Source organism: Paraglaciecola algarum, from assembly GCF_021532655.1.
Taxonomy (GTDB): domain Bacteria; phylum Pseudomonadota; class Gammaproteobacteria; order Enterobacterales; family Alteromonadaceae; genus Paraglaciecola; species Paraglaciecola algarum.
In genome coordinates, this window is sequence record NZ_JAKGAS010000002.1 from 495,332 (window position 1) to 511,514 (window position 16,183).

20 protein-coding genes are annotated in these 16,183 nt (G+C 39.6%); 6 read left to right on the plus strand and 14 right to left on the minus strand.

Annotation, left to right across the window (positions count from 1 at the left end; translation table 11 throughout):
• Positions 1 to 225 precede the first annotated feature (225 nt).
• The gene (locus L0668_RS05620) at positions 226 to 669 is read left to right on the plus strand and encodes an HNH endonuclease (protein WP_235311099.1); all 444 of its coding nucleotides are present in this window, start codon (positions 226 to 228) and stop codon (positions 667 to 669) included.
• A gap of 81 nt (positions 670 to 750) precedes the next feature.
• Here the strand turns inward: L0668_RS05620 and L0668_RS05625 are convergent, their stop codons facing one another.
• Entirely contained in the window at positions 751 to 897 is a 147-nt protein-coding gene (locus L0668_RS05625; RefSeq protein ID WP_268820219.1) for a DUF6429 family protein, read from the minus strand.
• A gap of 235 nt (positions 898 to 1,132) precedes the next feature.
• On the opposite strand from L0668_RS05625, the gene L0668_RS05630 reads away from it, so the two are divergent.
• The 3 genes from L0668_RS05630 (at position 1,133) to L0668_RS05640 (ending at position 5,777) form a co-directional block, all read left to right on the plus strand.
• A complete protein-coding gene (locus L0668_RS05630) occupies positions 1,133 to 1,420 on the plus strand; it encodes a DUF1330 domain-containing protein (protein WP_235311101.1) in 288 nt (95 codons plus the stop codon).
• Between the two features lie 122 nt (positions 1,421 to 1,542).
• Positions 1,543 to 2,637, plus strand: a complete 1,095-nt coding sequence (locus L0668_RS05635) for an efflux RND transporter periplasmic adaptor subunit (protein ID WP_235311102.1) — start codon at positions 1,543 to 1,545, stop codon at positions 2,635 to 2,637.
• Positions 2,638 to 2,648: 11 nt separating this feature from the next.
• Positions 2,649 to 5,777 (plus strand): efflux RND transporter permease subunit, encoded by a 3,129-nt coding sequence (locus tag L0668_RS05640; protein ID WP_235311103.1) that lies wholly within the window; start codon positions 2,649 to 2,651, stop codon positions 5,775 to 5,777.
• 47 nt (positions 5,778 to 5,824) lie between these two features.
• Here the strand turns inward: L0668_RS05640 and L0668_RS05645 are convergent, their stop codons facing one another.
• Entirely contained in the window at positions 5,825 to 6,115 is a 291-nt protein-coding gene (locus L0668_RS05645; protein WP_235311104.1) for a type II toxin-antitoxin system RelE/ParE family toxin, read from the minus strand.
• Complete coding sequence (locus L0668_RS05650; protein WP_235311105.1) at positions 6,108 to 6,371, minus strand: type II toxin-antitoxin system Phd/YefM family antitoxin; 264 nt, start codon at positions 6,369 to 6,371, stop codon at positions 6,108 to 6,110. The genes L0668_RS05645 and L0668_RS05650 overlap by 8 nt, the downstream gene beginning before the upstream one ends.
• A 260-nt stretch (positions 6,372 to 6,631) precedes the next feature.
• Here L0668_RS05650 and L0668_RS05655 point away from each other — a divergent pair, with 260 nt between their 5' ends.
• Together L0668_RS05655 and L0668_RS05660 are read left to right on the plus strand one after the other, a co-directional pair.
• Positions 6,632 to 7,306 carry a glycine-rich domain-containing protein gene (locus L0668_RS05655; RefSeq protein WP_235311106.1) on the plus strand — a complete coding sequence of 225 codons (675 nt, stop codon included), beginning with the start codon at positions 6,632 to 6,634 and terminating at the stop codon, positions 7,304 to 7,306.
• A 182-nt stretch (positions 7,307 to 7,488) separates the two neighbouring features.
• On the plus strand, positions 7,489 to 7,713 hold the full coding sequence (locus L0668_RS05660; RefSeq protein ID WP_235311107.1) for a hypothetical protein: 225 nt from the start codon (positions 7,489 to 7,491) through the stop codon (positions 7,711 to 7,713).
• A 515-nt stretch (positions 7,714 to 8,228) separates the two neighbouring features.
• Here L0668_RS05660 and L0668_RS05665 read toward each other — a convergent pair.
• From L0668_RS05665 to L0668_RS05715, 11 genes are read right to left on the minus strand one after another with little or no spacing between them, the layout of a single operon-like run.
• Positions 8,229 to 8,504 carry an HPr family phosphocarrier protein gene (locus tag L0668_RS05665; RefSeq protein WP_235311108.1) on the minus strand — a complete coding sequence of 92 codons (276 nt, stop codon included), beginning with the start codon at positions 8,502 to 8,504 and terminating at the stop codon, positions 8,229 to 8,231.
• Positions 8,505 to 8,507: 3 nt separating this feature from the next.
• Complete coding sequence (gene rapZ / locus L0668_RS05670) at positions 8,508 to 9,353, minus strand: RNase adapter RapZ (RefSeq protein ID WP_235311109.1); 846 nt, start codon at positions 9,351 to 9,353, stop codon at positions 8,508 to 8,510.
• Complete coding sequence (gene ptsN / locus L0668_RS05675) at positions 9,354 to 9,797, minus strand: PTS IIA-like nitrogen regulatory protein PtsN (protein WP_235311110.1); 444 nt, start codon at positions 9,795 to 9,797, stop codon at positions 9,354 to 9,356. It lies immediately after the preceding gene.
• Positions 9,798 to 9,818: 21 nt separating this feature from the next.
• Entirely contained in the window at positions 9,819 to 10,106 is a 288-nt protein-coding gene (gene hpf / locus L0668_RS05680) for a ribosome hibernation promoting factor (RefSeq protein ID WP_235311111.1), read from the minus strand.
• A gap of 23 nt (positions 10,107 to 10,129) precedes the next feature.
• On the minus strand, positions 10,130 to 11,620 hold the full coding sequence (locus L0668_RS05685; protein WP_235311112.1) for an RNA polymerase factor sigma-54: 1,491 nt from the start codon (positions 11,618 to 11,620) through the stop codon (positions 10,130 to 10,132).
• A 55-nt stretch (positions 11,621 to 11,675) separates the two neighbouring features.
• The gene (lptB, locus tag L0668_RS05690) at positions 11,676 to 12,401 is read right to left on the minus strand and encodes an LPS export ABC transporter ATP-binding protein (RefSeq protein ID WP_235311113.1); all 726 of its coding nucleotides are present in this window, start codon (positions 12,399 to 12,401) and stop codon (positions 11,676 to 11,678) included.
• Positions 12,401 to 12,958, minus strand: a complete 558-nt coding sequence (lptA, locus tag L0668_RS05695) for a lipopolysaccharide transport periplasmic protein LptA (protein WP_235311114.1) — start codon at positions 12,956 to 12,958, stop codon at positions 12,401 to 12,403. The genes lptB and lptA overlap by 1 nt, the downstream gene beginning before the upstream one ends.
• Positions 12,921 to 13,487, minus strand: a complete 567-nt coding sequence (gene lptC / locus L0668_RS05700) for an LPS export ABC transporter periplasmic protein LptC (RefSeq protein ID WP_235311115.1) — start codon at positions 13,485 to 13,487, stop codon at positions 12,921 to 12,923. The genes lptA and lptC overlap by 38 nt, the downstream gene beginning before the upstream one ends.
• Positions 13,484 to 14,038, minus strand: a complete 555-nt coding sequence (kdsC, locus tag L0668_RS05705; protein WP_235311116.1) for a 3-deoxy-manno-octulosonate-8-phosphatase KdsC — start codon at positions 14,036 to 14,038, stop codon at positions 13,484 to 13,486. Before kdsC ends, lptC begins: the two co-directional genes overlap by 4 nt.
• Entirely contained in the window at positions 14,038 to 14,997 is a 960-nt protein-coding gene (locus L0668_RS05710) for a KpsF/GutQ family sugar-phosphate isomerase (protein ID WP_235311117.1), read from the minus strand. Before L0668_RS05710 ends, kdsC begins: the two co-directional genes overlap by 1 nt.
• Positions 14,998 to 15,009: 12 nt before the next feature.
• Positions 15,010 to 15,966, minus strand: coding sequence for a calcium/sodium antiporter (locus L0668_RS05715; RefSeq protein WP_235311118.1), 957 nt, complete (start codon positions 15,964 to 15,966; stop codon positions 15,010 to 15,012).
• Positions 15,967 to 16,183: the final 217 nt, after the last annotated feature.

Below are 16,183 nucleotides of genomic sequence, written 5' to 3' on the forward strand. Positions count from 1 at the left end.
AAGTCGCAATGATCTGTTCCCTACAGGCATTGCTCAAATTACGTCCTGTAATTTGTCCTCTATTCGCCTGCGTTGCTCAGCGAAATTGGATTCGCGGGGGAAATCAAAAGCATCGGTGTTGTTAGTTTTTATGTGACAGTTACATTGGGTATTTTATTTTTATATAGAATATATTTTACGTATATTCTTTAATCGCGTAGATAATTTATGAATTGGTTTAAATGAATGTTTGAAGTGACCTACAAGTTAAGTAGCTGTATTAATAGAAAAAAATATAAAACTGAGAATGGTGCATTAAGGGCCATTTGGCGCTGGCTTATCAAGAACGAGCATGAATCTTATAAGTTAGCGCTTTTGTATGCTCCACATGAAGATGTCAGAGATTACCAAACTGCCGAAGAGCTTCCCTTTGAAAAGGTAGAAGATAAAGTTGTTGATTTTTATGCAAGCAATGATTGGCTGAAACTTAGGTATTTAGCTTTTGAAAAGTTCGGTAATCAGTGTTCATGTTGCGGTAATTCACCAGTCAATGGGGCTGTTTTACATGTTGATCATATTAAGCCTAGATCGCAATTTCCTGAGCTTGCGTTCGATATCAATAACCTTCAAGTTTTATGTGGTTTTTGTAATCTTGGAAAATCTAATAAGTTCGATACACAGTGGCGATAGGTTAGCCATAATTTTTTTACATGAACTTTTCTTTACAAAAAATGGTGTCGTTTGTAGTCAGGCAAGCTTGTATGGCTGACATTAAGTTGAATTTTTACTAAATAACTGTTCAAGCAACTCTGCTGCTTTTGCCGCTCCTTCTTCGGTAAACACTATGGACTTGTTTTTATTGACGGGATTTTGAATGTAACCTTTTTCATACAGACTATTGGTGATACTCCAATCCAGTTGTTTTCAAGCACTATTGTATTTGTCCATAGTCATTGAAAGTAAAGCAAGGGAGGCATCGTCAATTTTATCTTGATCAATGTCCATAATTATTCCTGATGTTAAATTGAAGTCTTAATGAATAATGTAGGAAAAAGGCTCTGATATTCAAGTGTTTAACATCTATAGTGAAATAAACCAATCACTTGTTGTGTCTACATTTACCTTGTTATTAAAAATTGTTTAAAGGAATTTTATGAAAGGTTACTGGGTAGTACGTGCGGATGTGAGCGATATGGAAAAATTTAAACAATATGCTGCTATAGCTCCAACGATTATAGACAATTTTTCAGGGCGGTATTTAGCCAGAGCAGGAGAATTTTCTGCGGTTGAAGGTAGCGCTCGTTCGCGCAATACAATTATTGAATTTCCTTCTTACCAACAGGCTTTAGATTGCTGGCATTCTGTCGAATATCAAGGGGCCAGAAAGATTCGATTAGGCGTTGCAGAACTAGACATATTGATAGTACAAGGACTACTCTAATTCAGCCTTTATTAAGTTAATTCACAGTTTTCTTATTTCGTAACATTTATGCACAGTTAAGGTGCTATTTTTCCAACTAAATTTAAGTATTATAGTGAGGCTAACTTCTCTAAGGAACCTCAATGCCGTCTCTTATTAATAAATTAAGACAACAACCTGCTTGGATTGCTTTAATTATATTTACCTTGCTGTGCCTGTGGGTTGCATCGGGTATGTCTCAAGCCAAAGATACTAAAGCACCTAAATCTTCTCAGACTAAATCTGCTCCTTTGGTTAAAGTGACGGTACAGAATGTAAAAGCTGATCAAGTTACTCGAGAAATCACTCTTTATGGGCGTACTGAGCCGGACCGTGTGGCCACTATCCGTGCTGAAGTGAAGGGTTTAGTGACTGCCATTCATGCCCAAGAAGGCCAAAGAGTGAGTAAAGGTCAAAAGTTAATTAGTTTAGAAAAAAACGATTATGTTAGCCGCTTAGCTTCAGCTAAGGCCACCTTGAAACAAAGAGAAGTCGAGTTAAAAGGGGCTGAGTCTTTAGGCCAACAAGGTTATCAATCGCAAACTGCTTTAGCTCAAGCTAAAGCCTATTTGGAAGCAGCTAAAGCTGACGTTGTGGCAATGCAATTAGCCATTAAACGTTCCGAAATTACCGCCCCATTCGATGGCATAGTGAATAAACGGTATGTCGAAGAAGGGGATTTACTAAAAGACGGCGATACTATCGCAATGCTGGTGGATCTAGACCCTCTAGTGATCACCGCCAATGTGACGGAATCTAACGTTAAATATTTACAAAACGGGCAACAGGCCAGTGGCCGTTTAGTGTCAGGTGACGTGTTGAGTGGCAATATTCGATATATATCGAGTGTATCTGAAGTAGGCACCAATACTTTTATGATTGAAGTGGCTGTACCAAATCCAGATTTTAAAAAAGCCGCAGGCATGAGCACTGAACTATCCTTACCGTTAGAGCAAGCATGGGCCGTACGCATTACTCCTTCTGTAATGGCCCTTGATGAACAAGGCAATCTTGGGGTGAAAACTGTAGTGAATGAACATGTAAAATTTACTCCCATAGACATAGTCAAAAGTGATAGCCAAGGCGTGTGGTTATCAGGTTTGGGTAAAGAAGCTGATGTGATTACCTTAGGTCACGGGTTTGTGCGAGATGGCGATAAAGTACAAGTAGTGCGCGACACCAGCTCGTCAGCTTTGTAGGGCTATAAATAATGAACAATTTAATCTTTGCCGCCTTAAGCCGAACCCGTACAGCGTTAATGATATTTTTCTTGTTAATCGTGACAGGGGCTGTGACCTATTCGAATATTCCCAAGGAATCGAATCCAGATGTCCCCATCCCGTTTATCTACGTGTCGATTATTCATGATGGGATTTCGCCAGAAGATGCCGAACGTATGTTGGTTAAACCTATGGAGCGTGAATTACGTTCAATCGACGGTTTAAAAGAAATGCGCGCCACGGCCGGTGAAGGTTACGCCAATATCAATTTAGAATTTATTGCTGGTTTTGATTCAAGTGACGCCTTGGCTGATGTGCGCGACAAAGTGACAGTTGCTAGAGCAAAACTCCCTTCAGAAACTGAAGAACCGACTATTCACGAAGTGACCATGGCTGGGCAACAAGCAGCCATTACGGCTGTTTTGTCTGGACCTGTGTCTGAGCGGGCTTTGATAACAGTAGCTCGCGAATTAAAAAATAGACTCGAAGGCCTTAGCGAAGTATTAGAAGTATCAGTAGGTGGCGATAGAGAAGACATAGTCGAAATCATAGTGGATCCTCTGTTGATGGAATCTTACGGTTTAGATCAAGGTGATATTTTCAATTTGTTAGATCGTAACAACCGGCTGGTACCGGCCGGAACTATGGATAATGGCAAAGGCAGTTTTGCGATAAAAGTACCGTCTGTATTTGAGTCAGTCAAAGATGTAATGGAACAGCCGGTAAAAGTCCAAGGTGACAGTGTAATTACCTTCCAAGATGTCGCTCAAGTTAGGCGTTCATATAAAGACCCTAGTAGTTTTGCTCGCTTAAATGGTGAGACTTCAGTTTCGTTAGAGGTGAAGAAACGCCCTGGCGAAAACATGATCGAATCTGTGGATAAGGTCAAAGCATTAATCGGTGCGGCGCAAGAGTCAGCAATTTGGCCAGACAGTGTATCTGTGACCTATACCGGTGACCAAACTAAAGAAGTCAACATGATGCTTAATGATCTACAAAATAACGTATCTAGTGCGATTATTTTGGTAGCCATTGTCATAGTGGCGATTTTAGGTGTGCGCACTGCCTTTTTAGTTGGGGTGTCAATTCCGGGCTCGTTTTTAACCGGAATTTTGGTATTGGCGATGTTTGGGTACACCTTAAATTCGGTGGTGTTGTTTTCCTTAATTATGGCTGTGGGTATGCTGGTGGATGGTGCCATAGTGGTCACTGAATATGCCGACCGATGTATGAGTGAAGGATTAGATAAAAAACAAGCTTACGGAAAAGCCGCCCAACGTATGGCTTGGCCAATTATCGCCTCTACGGCTACTACCCTTGCTGCTTTTGCACCGTTAATATTTTGGCCGGGCATTATGGGTGAATTTATGAAATATTTACCTTTCACCTTAATCGCCGTTTTATCATCGTCTTTGGTCATGGCATTGATTTTTGTGCCTGTATTAGGAGGAGTGATAGGTAAACCAAGGTATATAACTGAACAAGCCAAACAACAGATGATTCAAGCTGAAGACGGTGACATTTTAAGTTTACAAGGCTTTGCCGGTAAGTATGTGAATGTGTTGGCTAAAGCAATTCAGCATCCGTGGAAAATTTTGTTAGGTGCCATAGTGATAGCTATTTTGTCGATTATGGCTTATGCCAGTTCTGGTTTAGGCTCGCAGTTTTTTCCAATCGTCGATAGTTCAGGGGTCAATATTACCGTGCGCTCAGTGGGTGATATGTCCATTTATGAAAAAGACACAGTAATACGTAAAGTAGAAAGTAAGCTGCTAGATATGGAAGAGGTAGAAACCCTTTACGTGAGAACCGGTGGCCAAGACCAAATTGGATACTTACGGTTAAACTTGGTGGATTGGCAATACCGACCACATTCAGATGAAGTGTTAAAAGAAACCAAGATGCGTTTAAAAGACTTGGCTGGAGTCGATCTAGAAATAGCGCCTGATCAAAACAACCCACAATCGGGTAAAGATTTACAAATTCAGCTTTCATCTCGGTTTCCTGAGTTATTAGATGAGGCAGCACATAAAATACGTCATGTATTAGATGCTAACGAGCAATTTACCTCGGTGAGTGACACAGCCTCTAAACCTGGTATTGAATGGCAATTAAAAGTCAATCGTAGCGATGCTGCGAGATTTGGTGCTGATGCCAGTTTAGTGGGTAGCACAGTTCAGTTTGTGACGAATGGTTTGAAAATTGGTGAATACCGCCCTGATGATGTCGATGATGAGTTAGATATTCGCGTACGTTACCCAGTGGAATCACGGTTTATCGGTAAGTTAGATGAGTTGCGTATGAAAACAGCCAACGGCATGGTGCCCATTTCAAATTTTGTAGAACGTACGGCCCAACCTAAAACAGATTTAATTCGTCATATAGATAGTGAACGTGTGTTAACAGTAGAAGCCAATATGGTGCCTGGTGCGTTACTCAGTTTGGAGTTGCCAAAGTTACAAGAGCAATTACCAGATTTGAATTTAGACCCAAGAGTGAACATAACAGTCAAAGGTCAAAATGAACAACAGGCTGAGTCTGAAGACTTCTTAGTGAATTCTTTTATGATTGCCCTGTTTGTAATGGCGATTATTTTGGTCACTCAGTTCAACAGTTTTTACCAAGCATTTTTAATTCTGAGCGCAGTATTGTTTTCTACAGTAGGGGTGTTTTTAGGTTTACTGATTTTCCAAAAACCTTTTGGCATTGTGATGTCAGGCATAGGGGTCATTGCCCTAGCTGGCATAGTGGTAAACAATAATATTGTACTCATCGACACCTATAATATTTTACGTAAAGAAGGTGTGCCGGCCATGGACGCAATCTTGCGTACTGGTGCACAAAGGTTACGCCCGGTACTTATGACTACGGTGACTACAATCTTAGGGTTACTACCAATGGTAATGGAGGTGAATATAGACTTCATAGGCCGTTTGGTTGAAGTAGGCGCACCCTCTACCCAATGGTGGTCACAATTAGCCACAGCCATTGCTGGCGGATTAGCTTTTGCTACAGTATTAACCTTAGTACTCACACCTTGTATGCTGGCTTTAAAAGCTAGACGAGATGAAAGAAAAGCCGCACGTATGACGACTAACAAGGTGATTACAGCAAACTAAACTTTTGATTGATATTACTAACCAAGTTCTACTCTTGGTCAGCGGTTTTAGAAGTGTTTTGTATTGTCCATATTTTTGTGGAGTACTCTGATCACAGTAATATTTCCTGCGTTTATAACGTAATATATAATATGGCTGGCATAGGGAAAGCTTAATAAGCCGTCATAAAAGGCGTTGCGCTGTTTACCTATAGTAGGCGTTTGAACTAACCGATTTAGCAGGATATTGAGGCCAGTTACATAGTTTTTAGCTTGGGACTTTCCCCATTGCTCAACAGTGTATAAAACAATGTTATTAAGATCGTCTTGCGCCTCTGGGGTTAATCTAAAATTAGCCATTATCTATGGTTTGCATCAGGCTATTAATCGCTTCTTGGCCATCAATAACCCGTCCTGCTTTTAGGCTGTCTAAGCCTTTATTCAATTCCAGCTGTAATACTTTTTCTCTTAACGCCTGGATTTCTTGAAACTCTTTAGCCGACATAACCACAGCAACAGGTTTGTCATGACGAGTGATCCAAACCGGTGCCTGTTGAACTTTTAAAACCACATCACTAAATGACTTTTTAGCATCAGTTGAATTAATAGAATCCATAAAAACCTCATTTTTCAAAATGTACGTTAAGTACATAATAGCCGTTTTATACATTTTAACTATATTATTTTAATAATGGTTCGATATAAAGTCTGCGTAAATAAAAAGCATCGGCTGTGCCGATAACTAGGTTAAAATTACCTTCCCCTCATTACCTTTCTTATGTTGTAATAATTGATACACACATGTAAGTGCTTAAGGCACCAACTGCTCGTTTCATTGAGTAGACAAAGTTTAATAAGTATCTTTAGGAATGAAATATGGATGTTGTTTTACTTGTATTCTTAATCTTTTTTGTATTGATTCTACTTTATGTCATTTATCAAAAATATCAGGCAAACCAACGCATAAAATTTATAGCGAACTATGAATTTCCAATCTCACTAAAAAATAAAGTCGCAAAGGTGTATCCACACATTAGCTCTAAAGATCTAGAACGGGTTATTCGAGGATTAAGAGACTACTTCTATATTATTAATTTGTCTCAAAACCAAATAGTTGCCATGCCATCTCAAGTGGTAGATGTTGCATGGCATGAGTTTATTCTTTTTACTCGAGAATACGCTCAGTTTTGCTCAAAAGGTTTAGGGCGATTTCTACATCACACTCCAGCAGAAGCAATGAAGTCTAAAGACCGTGCCCAATCAGGCATAAAAAGGGCTTGGAGAATTGCTTGCCATAAAGAACAAATAAATCCCCATAAACCTAAACGCTTACCCATTATTTTTGCTCTAGATGCCAGTCTTAATATTGAAGACGGTTTTCACTATGAACTAAATTGTATGAAATCAAACTCTACGACTTCAGGAGGTGGAAATATAAGCGGAGGTCATTGTGGTAGTCATATTGGCTGCTCTTCTGGTTGCGCAGGATCTGCAGGTGACGGAGGCTGCGCTGGTGATAGCGGAGGAGGCGGAGGTTGTGGTGGCGATTAACTTACCCATGAATCAAAAGCTTCAGAGTAGCCACCGCAAAAATTTGAATGCCTTGGCGAAGTCCTATATTTCAACGAACCCGACCTCGCAGACATTTGTTTGACACTCCACGAATGCATTATTAGGACTTCATGAAAAACGCAATTAACCTTTTATATATAGCGGTATTAATGAGCATATTTATGGGAATGGCTTTCTATTACTATGAAGTTCACCGATATGATGAAAAATGTAAAACCTATGAAGGGGCATTCGTAAATGGATTTGAGTACGTAATGTTCGTTTCGTGCGTCGAAATTGAAGAAATAGACAATACCGTAAAAGATAAATATACAACGGACATCTATGTTGATGGTATTGCTGGTTTTAGCGAACGATATAGTAAATATTTTCTAAATGAATACTAACCAGTGTATTTAAAAGTAAGAGCTGAAATATCTAAAAATGATGGTCACACCTGGATGGGTTTTAGTCATAATTTAATTGTAAAAGAAGTCATCGACATACAACTATACGATAAAAGAAAATGCGAGCCGCCTTATAAACCTGGAGTTACAAAAATTAAATCTGAATACTCGCGCTAGCTTTTTCTCTTCATTTCAGTGGCGAAGCCATGCTTTTAATTTACCCGCGACTACAAATTTCCCATCAATGAATTGGCTTGTCGAATGTCCGAACATGGACGTTCGGACAAGGCAATCTTTTATAGCTGGGAGCGGCTTATTGCCGTTTCGATATTAAAGACAATTATTTGATGGATTAGGAATTTGTCTGGAGCAGAGACTTTCATGGTTACTTATTTTGTCGTTTGAAAAGAAGTAACTGGTGCGGCATGGATGCCGTATCAAAAACGCAATGGATTGCGGTGAACGAAGTGAATGCTTGGTGTGCGAAGCACATGCTCTTATCCAACAAAAACCAACTACTCATCTTCATTAAATCGCCCAACAATTAAACTTTCAACCGCTTCCATGGCTTCGATGGCATCTGGCCCTTCACTCACTACTCTCACTTCTTTGCCTTGGTGACTTTCAAGCATCATTAAACCTAATACACTATTGGCTGAGGCTTGTTTATCACCTTGATACAAAGTGATCTCGGCATCGAATTTATTGGTCAGTTGAACAAGTTGTGTAGCCGCCCGAGCATGTAAACCGAGCTTATTAACAATAAGTAATGTTTTTTCGATAGATGCCATAACTTACCTATTTAGTTCGCGATGGCGGATCTGTACATCTGGGTGAGAATCACTGAATGCCTTAGCTAGTGTTTCTACTGCATAAACCGACCTATGCTGACCGCCAGTACATCCAATGGCAATAGTGACGTAACTGCGGTTGTTTCTTTCTAAGTGAGGCAACCAGGTAGAAATGAGATTTTGAATTTGCCAGATAAATTTGGTGACTATGGGCTGTGAACCTAAAAATATTTGTACTGGACTGTCTAACCCTGTGAGGGGTTTTAAGTCTGGTTCCCAATGTGGGTTAGGTAAAAAGCGGCCATCAAATACATAGTCTGCATCTTTGGGAATACCGTGTTTAAAACCGAAAGATTCAAATACTAAAACTAGTCTAGAGCTTTTTTTACCTAAGATCCTTTCACGTACTATCTCTGCTAATTGATGGACTGATAATTGGTCGGTATCTAAATATAAGTCTGCACGTTCGGCAATAGGTGCTAACAATTCACCTTCAGCTTGGATAGCAGCGGATAAGGATTTATTTTGTTTGGATAGGGGGTGTAAACGCCTTGTTTCGCTAAAACGTTTAATCAGTATGTCGTCACTGGCATCTAAATACAAAATAGTTAGATTCCAAGTCGAAGGCAAATAATCTAAAATTTCGACTAACTCATTGGTGTCTTTAGGTAAGTTTCGAACGTCTATACTTACAGCCACTTGGTCATATTCGTCTACTACAGTATGAGTTAAAGTCGGCAATAAATTGACTGGGATGTTATCTACACAGTAATAACCTAGATCTTCTAAGGACCTCAGCACAACTGACTTACCTGAGCCTGATCTTCCACTGATTATGATAAGTTTCATTTAGTTGACGGCCTCAAATAATTCCTGGTTAGTTTTAGCATTACGTATACGAATAAGTGTCGCTTTGTCATTTAATTTTTGCGCTATGGCCGACAAGGTACCTAGGTGCTCAGAGGCTTTTTCTTCTGGTACTAAAATGGCAAAAAATATATCTACTGGGGCATTATCTATAGCTTCAAATTGGATCGGTGTTTCGCTGGTAATCAACAATGCCATAACGTTTTCTAGCGATTGAATTCTACCATGAGGTAGTGCTATGCCGCCGCCTATTCCAGTACTGCCCATTTTTTCACGACACATTAAACTACTGAGAATAGTCGCTTGGTCTATATCGGTTAATTGTTGCGTAGCTGTGTGACTAATGAGTTCAAGTATTTTCTTTTTACTTGTGCCCTGAACTGCACATAAAGTGCAGTCAGGGTGAAGAATGTCTTTGATTTCCATTCTAGTTGCTGGGCCTTTTATTTAATGGCGTTTAACTTTTTCTTTATGCTTAATCACTTGTCGATCAAGTTTGTCGATAAGTGAATCTATAGCTGCGTACATATCTGAATGTTCTGATGTAGCAAACACCTCGGTACCGCTAAGGTGTAATGTGGCTTCGGCTTTTTGATTCAGCTTTTCCACATTTAGAATAACATGCACATTATTAATGTGATCGTAATGTCGTTCTAACTTGGTGAACTTTGTATCTACGTAGTCTCGTAACGAATCTGTAATGTCTACATGATGACCGGTTAAGTTTATTTGCATATCGCCTTCCTTCTTTAATTCGCCTATAACAGGCTCTTACGTTGGTTCGACGGGGGTATCATTAATGATTCCCGATATTTTGCTATTGTCCGCCGCGCCACCTGAATACCTTGGTCGGCCAACAATTGAGCAATCTTGCTATCGCTTAGCGGTTTACTGGGCATTTCTGCCGCTACTAACTTTTTAATCAAGGCCCTAATGGCCGTGGACGAACACTCTCCGCCTGCGTCTGTGGCTACATGGCTAGAGAAGAAATATTTAAGTTCAAATATGCCTCTTGGTGTATGCATATATTTTTGTGTCGTGACTCGAGAAATAGTGGATTCGTGCATATCTACCATTTCGGCCACATCATTTAGAACCATAGGTTTCATCATTTCTGGGCCATGTTCAAAAAAGCCCATTTGTTGCTGAACAATACAGTTAGATACTTTTAATAAGGTTTCGTTCCGGCTTTCAACACTTTTTATAAACCATTTAGCTTCTTGCATATGTGAACGAATAAATTGGCTGTCTGCAGTATTTTTGACACTTTTACTCATAGCTGCATATTGCTGGTTTACATTCAGTTTAGGCAAACTGTCTGGATTAAGCTCTACTGTCCAACGTCCGTTCTTTTTGGCTACTGACACATCTGGGATCACGTATTCAGGTTCCCCTGTCACTATGGCTGTACCCGGACGAGGATTTAAGGTTTGTAACAAACGCATGGCCTCGCGCAACTCTTCTTCTTTTAAGCGAGTTTTGCGCATTAAGGTGCGGTAGTCTTTACTGCCAATTAAATCACAATAATCGGTTATCAATAATTTAGCTTCAGTTAACCAAGGGGTTTCAGGTGCAAACTGTTTGAGTTGGATGAGTAAACATTCTTGTGCGCTTCTTGCGCCCGAACCAATTGGGTCAAACATTTGAATGCGTTTAAGCACCACTTCCACTTCATCTAATTCAATTTCTTCGTCATCCATGCTTTCCATGACTTCTTCGGTGCTTATGGTTAGATAACCGGCATCGTCGATGGAGTCAATAATTGCGATAGCGATAGCTTGGTCAGTATCACTGAAGTGAGTTAGGCGTACTTGCCATAATAAATGGTCTTGAATGTTATCTGTGGTTTCACCTTGGAAAATTTGGTCATCGTCTTGTGATCCTCCTGAGCTACTTACTGGAGAAGGAGCAGGCGCTGATGAGGCGCTTAAATATTCATCCCAAGTACTGTCTAATGGTAAGTCTTCTGGAATGTCATTGTTTTGTAAGGCATCGCCAGATTCAACGTTATCGACGTTAACCTCGTGATTTTCATTTGAACCATCAGCGCTGTGATTGGTTTCTAATGCTTTGTCGCCACCACTATTGTCAATTTGCTCGTCGACTTCAAGTAAAGGATTAGAATCGAGCGCCTCTTGGATTTCAGTTTGTAAATCCAAGGTCGACAGCTGAAGCAATTTAATTGCTTGCTGCAACTGTGGGGTCATTGTTAGTTGTTGGCTAAATTTTAGCTGTAAAGAGGGTTTCATTTACTTCTTTTGTCTAATCCGTAGTTTATTATTTGCAAAGCTCTCTTGGGTATAACTATAGCTTGAATTGCTCACCTAGGTATACATCTCTTACACGTTGATCACTTAAAACTTCTTCAGCAGTGCCAGATGCGATTAATTCACCATGACTTACAATATAAGCTTTCTCGCAAACATCTAAAGTTTCACGTACGTTATGGTCGGTAATTAATACACCTATTCCGCGATCACGTAAATGTTGAATTATCTTTTTTATGTCATTTACTGAAATAGGGTCAACACCGGCAAAGGGTTCATCTAATAAAATAAACTCTGGATCTGCCGCCAAAGCTCGAGCAATCTCTACTCGTCTACGTTCTCCGCCCGAAAGACTCATGCCTAAGCTGTTGCGAATATGGTTAATGCTAAATTCATCCAGCAATGAGTCAGCTTGTTGTTCTTTTTGCTCTTTTGATAACTCTTTTCGAGTTTGCAAAATAGCCATTAAATTTTGATATACAGTTAATTTTCTGAATATAGAGGCTTCTTGGGGCAAATAGCCAATGCCTTGCCTGGCGCGAACATGCATAGGTTGTAAGGTTAAGGCTTGCTGATCTATGTAAATTTCACCTTTATCGAGAGGCACTAAGCCCACTATCATATAAAATGTGGTGGTTTTACCTGCGCCGTTTGGACCTAATAAGCCAACAATTTGCCCAGTGGAGACTTCAAGACTTACATCCCTAACAACCTGTCTAGACTTATAAGACTTGGCTAAATGTGTAGCTTTTAATAGGGCCATTAAGGATTTTCATCCTGTGTGACTGGCGCTTTTTTTGGGGTGTTTTGAGTTTTAGCCTCTGGTTGGAATATGGTGATAACACGACCACTTTCCTGATTATTACCTTGGGCAATAATTTGTTCAAGCTCCATATTAAACATAATAGAGTTACCTTTTACACTACTGGCATTTTGTTCAATTTCAGCATTGCCATCCAATGATAATGAGCGAGTGTTTCTTTGATATAAGATCCGATTCGCTTTAGCTGTTACCATGCTGCCATCTTCTTGTTGTTGTGAATATTCGGCTGGATTACCTGTTGCAGTAAACACTTCGTTACCTTCGCCTTGACTGGCATCCACTTCTAACTCGTCTGCTTTGACCACTAAAGTACCTTGGCTAATTTGTACATTGCCTCGGTATAGAGCTTTCTTATTAATGCCATCACCTTCTTGATAATTAGAAGCGACTTTTATGGTTTTAGTAAAATCTTCTTTTCCGGCAATAACCGGAGTCGAAGCCAACACACCTAAAACTAAACTAGTTTTGAGTAGCTGGGTGGTAAACAGTTTTAACATGGTCTAATAACTCATATCGTTGCGTTTCAAGGCTGGCGGTAAATCCGTTACTATTAATAACATAATTTGGGCCAATAATTTCTACTGCTTGATCGGATGACATTGTTTTATTCGCTAAGTTTACTTCTACATAACTAGTACGAATAGTTTGTACGTAGCCATTAGAACTTAAGCTAGTAATCTCGACATCTGTTTCAAATTGTAAACGTTGATCTTCATACAAAGTACCTTCTAAGGCATTCACTTTCCATGGATGTGGTGTTTGAGCAAATAATAAATATTCAGGTTGTTTGAATAAAGTAAATCCTAATAAATCATAGTTTTCCATATGTTCGGCATAAACCTGATGATTTACTTTGCCAGTTTTATCATGCAGTGTGCTGCGCATTTTTTTAGCTTGATAATTAGGGATCCAAGCTTCTTCGGTTTTTGCAATCGGAATGACTTCTTCTTTGCTTAACCAACCAGGTAGGCTTAAGCCTAAAGCTAATAAAAATAGGAAGCTAATGCAGGCGGTAACGCGATTCATACACTCGCGCCGTGGATCAAGCTCAACTTATTATTAGCTAACAAAATTAAATCACATAATTCCCGTACGGCTCCATAACCACCGTTTATATGGGTAATATAGTCAGCTTTTTGTTGTACAATTGGATGTCCGTCAGCCACACACACTTTTATATTTGAGGCTTGAAACATACCTAAGTCGGGCATATCGTCACCAATTGAGGCGGTAGAATTAGCTGAAATACCTAATTGAGTTTGTAAGGCTTGAAGTGCAGGTTGTTTGTTTTCACAACCTTGTAAAACATATTTAACCCCCAAGGAGGTCATTCTTTTCTCAACCATATTTGAGCTACGGCCGGTAATAACTGCTACCTGAACGCCTATGTTTTGCAGGGCTTTAATGCCGTATCCATCGCGAGTATGAAAGGCCTTTAATTCTTCGCCGTCTTGTCCCATATAGATGCGACCATCTGAAAATACACCGTCTACATCACAGGCGAGTAATTTAATTTTGGCTAATTTTTGTAAAAACGTGGCGCTAATTGGGCCATATGGTGTATTAATGTCAGGCATTAAATAATTCCTGCTTGAAGTAGAATGTGCATATTAATTGCGCCTACCGGGCGTTCGTTTTCATCTACCACAAATAACGAGTTGATCTTATGCTGTTGCATAATTTTAAGTACTTCTGCGGCTAACATATGACTTTTTGCGGTGATCCCTTGTTTGGTCATTATATGCTGAATTTCGGTGAGATGAACATCAATTCTATCGTCTAATACTCGACGTAAATCACCATCAGTAAATATACCTATTAAGGTACCTTGTTCGTTTACCACTCCTGTCATGCCTAATGCCTTATGAGACATCTCGACTAATGCCTGTCTTAAGGTATGGGTGGGTGAAATAAGCGGTAATGCTGAATCTTTAACCATGATATCTTGTAGCGATAACAGTAGCTTTTTACCTAAAGAACCACCTGGGTGAGATAAGGCAAAATCTTCTGAAGTGAACCCTCGCGCGTCTAATAAAGCCACAGCTAAGGCATCACCCATTACCAAAGTAGCAGTGGTACTTGAAGTGGGGGCTAAGCCTAAAGAACAGGCTTCTTTCTCTACTTTTATACAAATATTAATATCGGCAAATTTACCTAAGGTCGAATTACTATCTGAGGTCATGGCAATAAGGGGGACACCCAAACGTTTTACCACAGGAATTAAGGCTAATAATTCTGCGGTTTCACCTGAGTTTGAAATGGCTAATAATATATCTTGATCGGTCAACATACCCAAGTCACCGTGATTCGCTTCTGCAGGATGCATAAAAAAAGCGGGTGTGCCTGTGCTGGCTAAGGTTGCAGATATTTTGTTACCTATGTGCCCTGATTTTCCCATACCAGAAACTATCACCTTGCCTTTACAAGACAGTAATAACTCGCAGGTTTTTTCAAAGGATTCATCAACATATTGAGCCAATTGCTCAATAGCTTGTCTTTCAATTTCAAGTACTTTTAGTGCCGATTGTTTAAACATATTAATTATCGCCTAGGCAAACAATAAAAATTGATAGCCAATAAAGCAGCTAAATAAACAAAATGCTTCATAGCGATTAATACGCCTTGTCCCTCTAAAATTGAAACAAAATACAATGAGCAAGACAGTTAATCCTAACATTACATAACCATCACGATTGGCTGCATTAATATCTATTTCGCCTGGGGCAATTAAACCAGGCATGGCTAATACAGCTAAAATATTAAATATGTTAGAACCAATAATATTACCTAAAGCTAAATCATCTTCATTTTTTAATACACCTGCAATACAGGCTGCTAGCTCAGGTAAACTAGTACCTATGGCTATTATGGTTAAACCAATAACTAACTCACTCATACCAAAATGTCGGGCGATGATTTCTGCGGAATTCACCATAAAGTGAGCGCTAAGTGGTAAAACTATTATGCCCACGATTAACCACAAAATAGCTTTGGAGGTAGGCACACCAGAAGGGATTTCGTCTTCAGTCTCGGATTTTAATGGGTCGCCTTTTTCCATATGCAACGACATCCAAGTCAGGCCACCAATAACAGAGAAGAACAAAATGATCAGAATTATGCCTTCTGTTTTGCCTAATGTCTGATCAGATAAAAAGTAGACGGCTAAAGCAGATACCAATAATAAAATAGGCATTTCTTTTTTTAGGGTGCTAGATGCCACGGTTAATGGCTTGAGCAAAGCAGTAATGCCTAAAACCAAAGCAATATTGGTAATGTTGGAGCCCAATGCGTTACCGACTGCTGTGTCTGTACTACCATTCAATGAGGCTGTGGCGGCCACCATGATCTCAGGTGCAGAGGACCCCATAGCCACTATGGTTAACCCAATAATCATAGGGGATACACCAATATTTTTGGCGAGTGCTGAGGCGCCAAACACAAATCTGTCTGCGGCCCAACTTAAAATGACTAACCACACCAGAAAATAACCAGCTTCTAAAATCACAAACGTTCACTTCTATTATTCATAAGAACCTAAGGGTAATTGTCGCAAAAAGTGGCGAGATTGCATATGCATGACAGATAAAATATCGAGAATATGTTTGAAACTTTTTTATTGCCGCTGCGGTCAATTTACTGCATTCATGCACATAGGCTGAGAATATATGCACCAAGACTATAAAAACAAGGGTGTATAATGACATCAAATTATCTTGATTAAA

Bases quoted from the DNA above. Each gene is read 5' to 3' on its own strand.
- L0668_RS05660 (WP_235311107.1), top strand. From the start codon at position 7,489: ATGGGAATGGCTTTCTATTACTATGAAGTTCACCGATATGATGAAAAA.
- L0668_RS05655 (WP_235311106.1), top strand. From the start codon at position 6,632: ATGGATGTTGTTTTACTTGTATTCTTAATCTTTTTTGTATTGATTCTA.
- lptA (WP_235311114.1), bottom strand. From the start codon at position 12,958: ATGTTAAAACTGTTTACCACCCAGCTACTCAAAACTAGTTTAGTTTTA.
- L0668_RS05665 (WP_235311108.1), bottom strand. From the start codon at position 8,504: ATGGCATCTATCGAAAAAACATTACTTATTGTTAATAAGCTCGGTTTA.
- L0668_RS05635 (WP_235311102.1), top strand. From the start codon at position 1,543: ATGCCGTCTCTTATTAATAAATTAAGACAACAACCTGCTTGGATTGCT.
- rapZ (WP_235311109.1), bottom strand. From the start codon at position 9,353: ATGAAACTTATCATAATCAGTGGAAGATCAGGCTCAGGTAAGTCAGTT.
- kdsC (WP_235311116.1), bottom strand. From the start codon at position 14,038: ATGCCTGACATTAATACACCATATGGCCCAATTAGCGCCACGTTTTTA.
- L0668_RS05630 (WP_235311101.1), top strand. From the start codon at position 1,133: ATGAAAGGTTACTGGGTAGTACGTGCGGATGTGAGCGATATGGAAAAA.
- lptB (WP_235311113.1), bottom strand. From the start codon at position 12,401: ATGGCCCTATTAAAAGCTACACATTTAGCCAAGTCTTATAAGTCTAGA.
- L0668_RS05650 (WP_235311105.1), bottom strand. From the start codon at position 6,371: ATGGATTCTATTAATTCAACTGATGCTAAAAAGTCATTTAGTGATGTG.
- L0668_RS05685 (WP_235311112.1), bottom strand. From the start codon at position 11,620: ATGAAACCCTCTTTACAGCTAAAATTTAGCCAACAACTAACAATGACC.
- L0668_RS05645 (WP_235311104.1), bottom strand. From the start codon at position 6,115: ATGGCTAATTTTAGATTAACCCCAGAGGCGCAAGACGATCTTAATAAC.
- hpf (WP_235311111.1), bottom strand. From the start codon at position 10,106: ATGCAAATAAACTTAACCGGTCATCATGTAGACATTACAGATTCGTTA.
- ptsN (WP_235311110.1), bottom strand. From the start codon at position 9,797: ATGGAAATCAAAGACATTCTTCACCCTGACTGCACTTTATGTGCAGTT.
- L0668_RS05620 (WP_235311099.1), top strand. From the start codon at position 226: ATGTTTGAAGTGACCTACAAGTTAAGTAGCTGTATTAATAGAAAAAAA.
- L0668_RS05640 (WP_235311103.1), top strand. From the start codon at position 2,649: ATGAACAATTTAATCTTTGCCGCCTTAAGCCGAACCCGTACAGCGTTA.
- L0668_RS05710 (WP_235311117.1), bottom strand. From the start codon at position 14,997: ATGTTTAAACAATCGGCACTAAAAGTACTTGAAATTGAAAGACAAGCT.
- lptC (WP_235311115.1), bottom strand. From the start codon at position 13,487: ATGAATCGCGTTACCGCCTGCATTAGCTTCCTATTTTTATTAGCTTTA.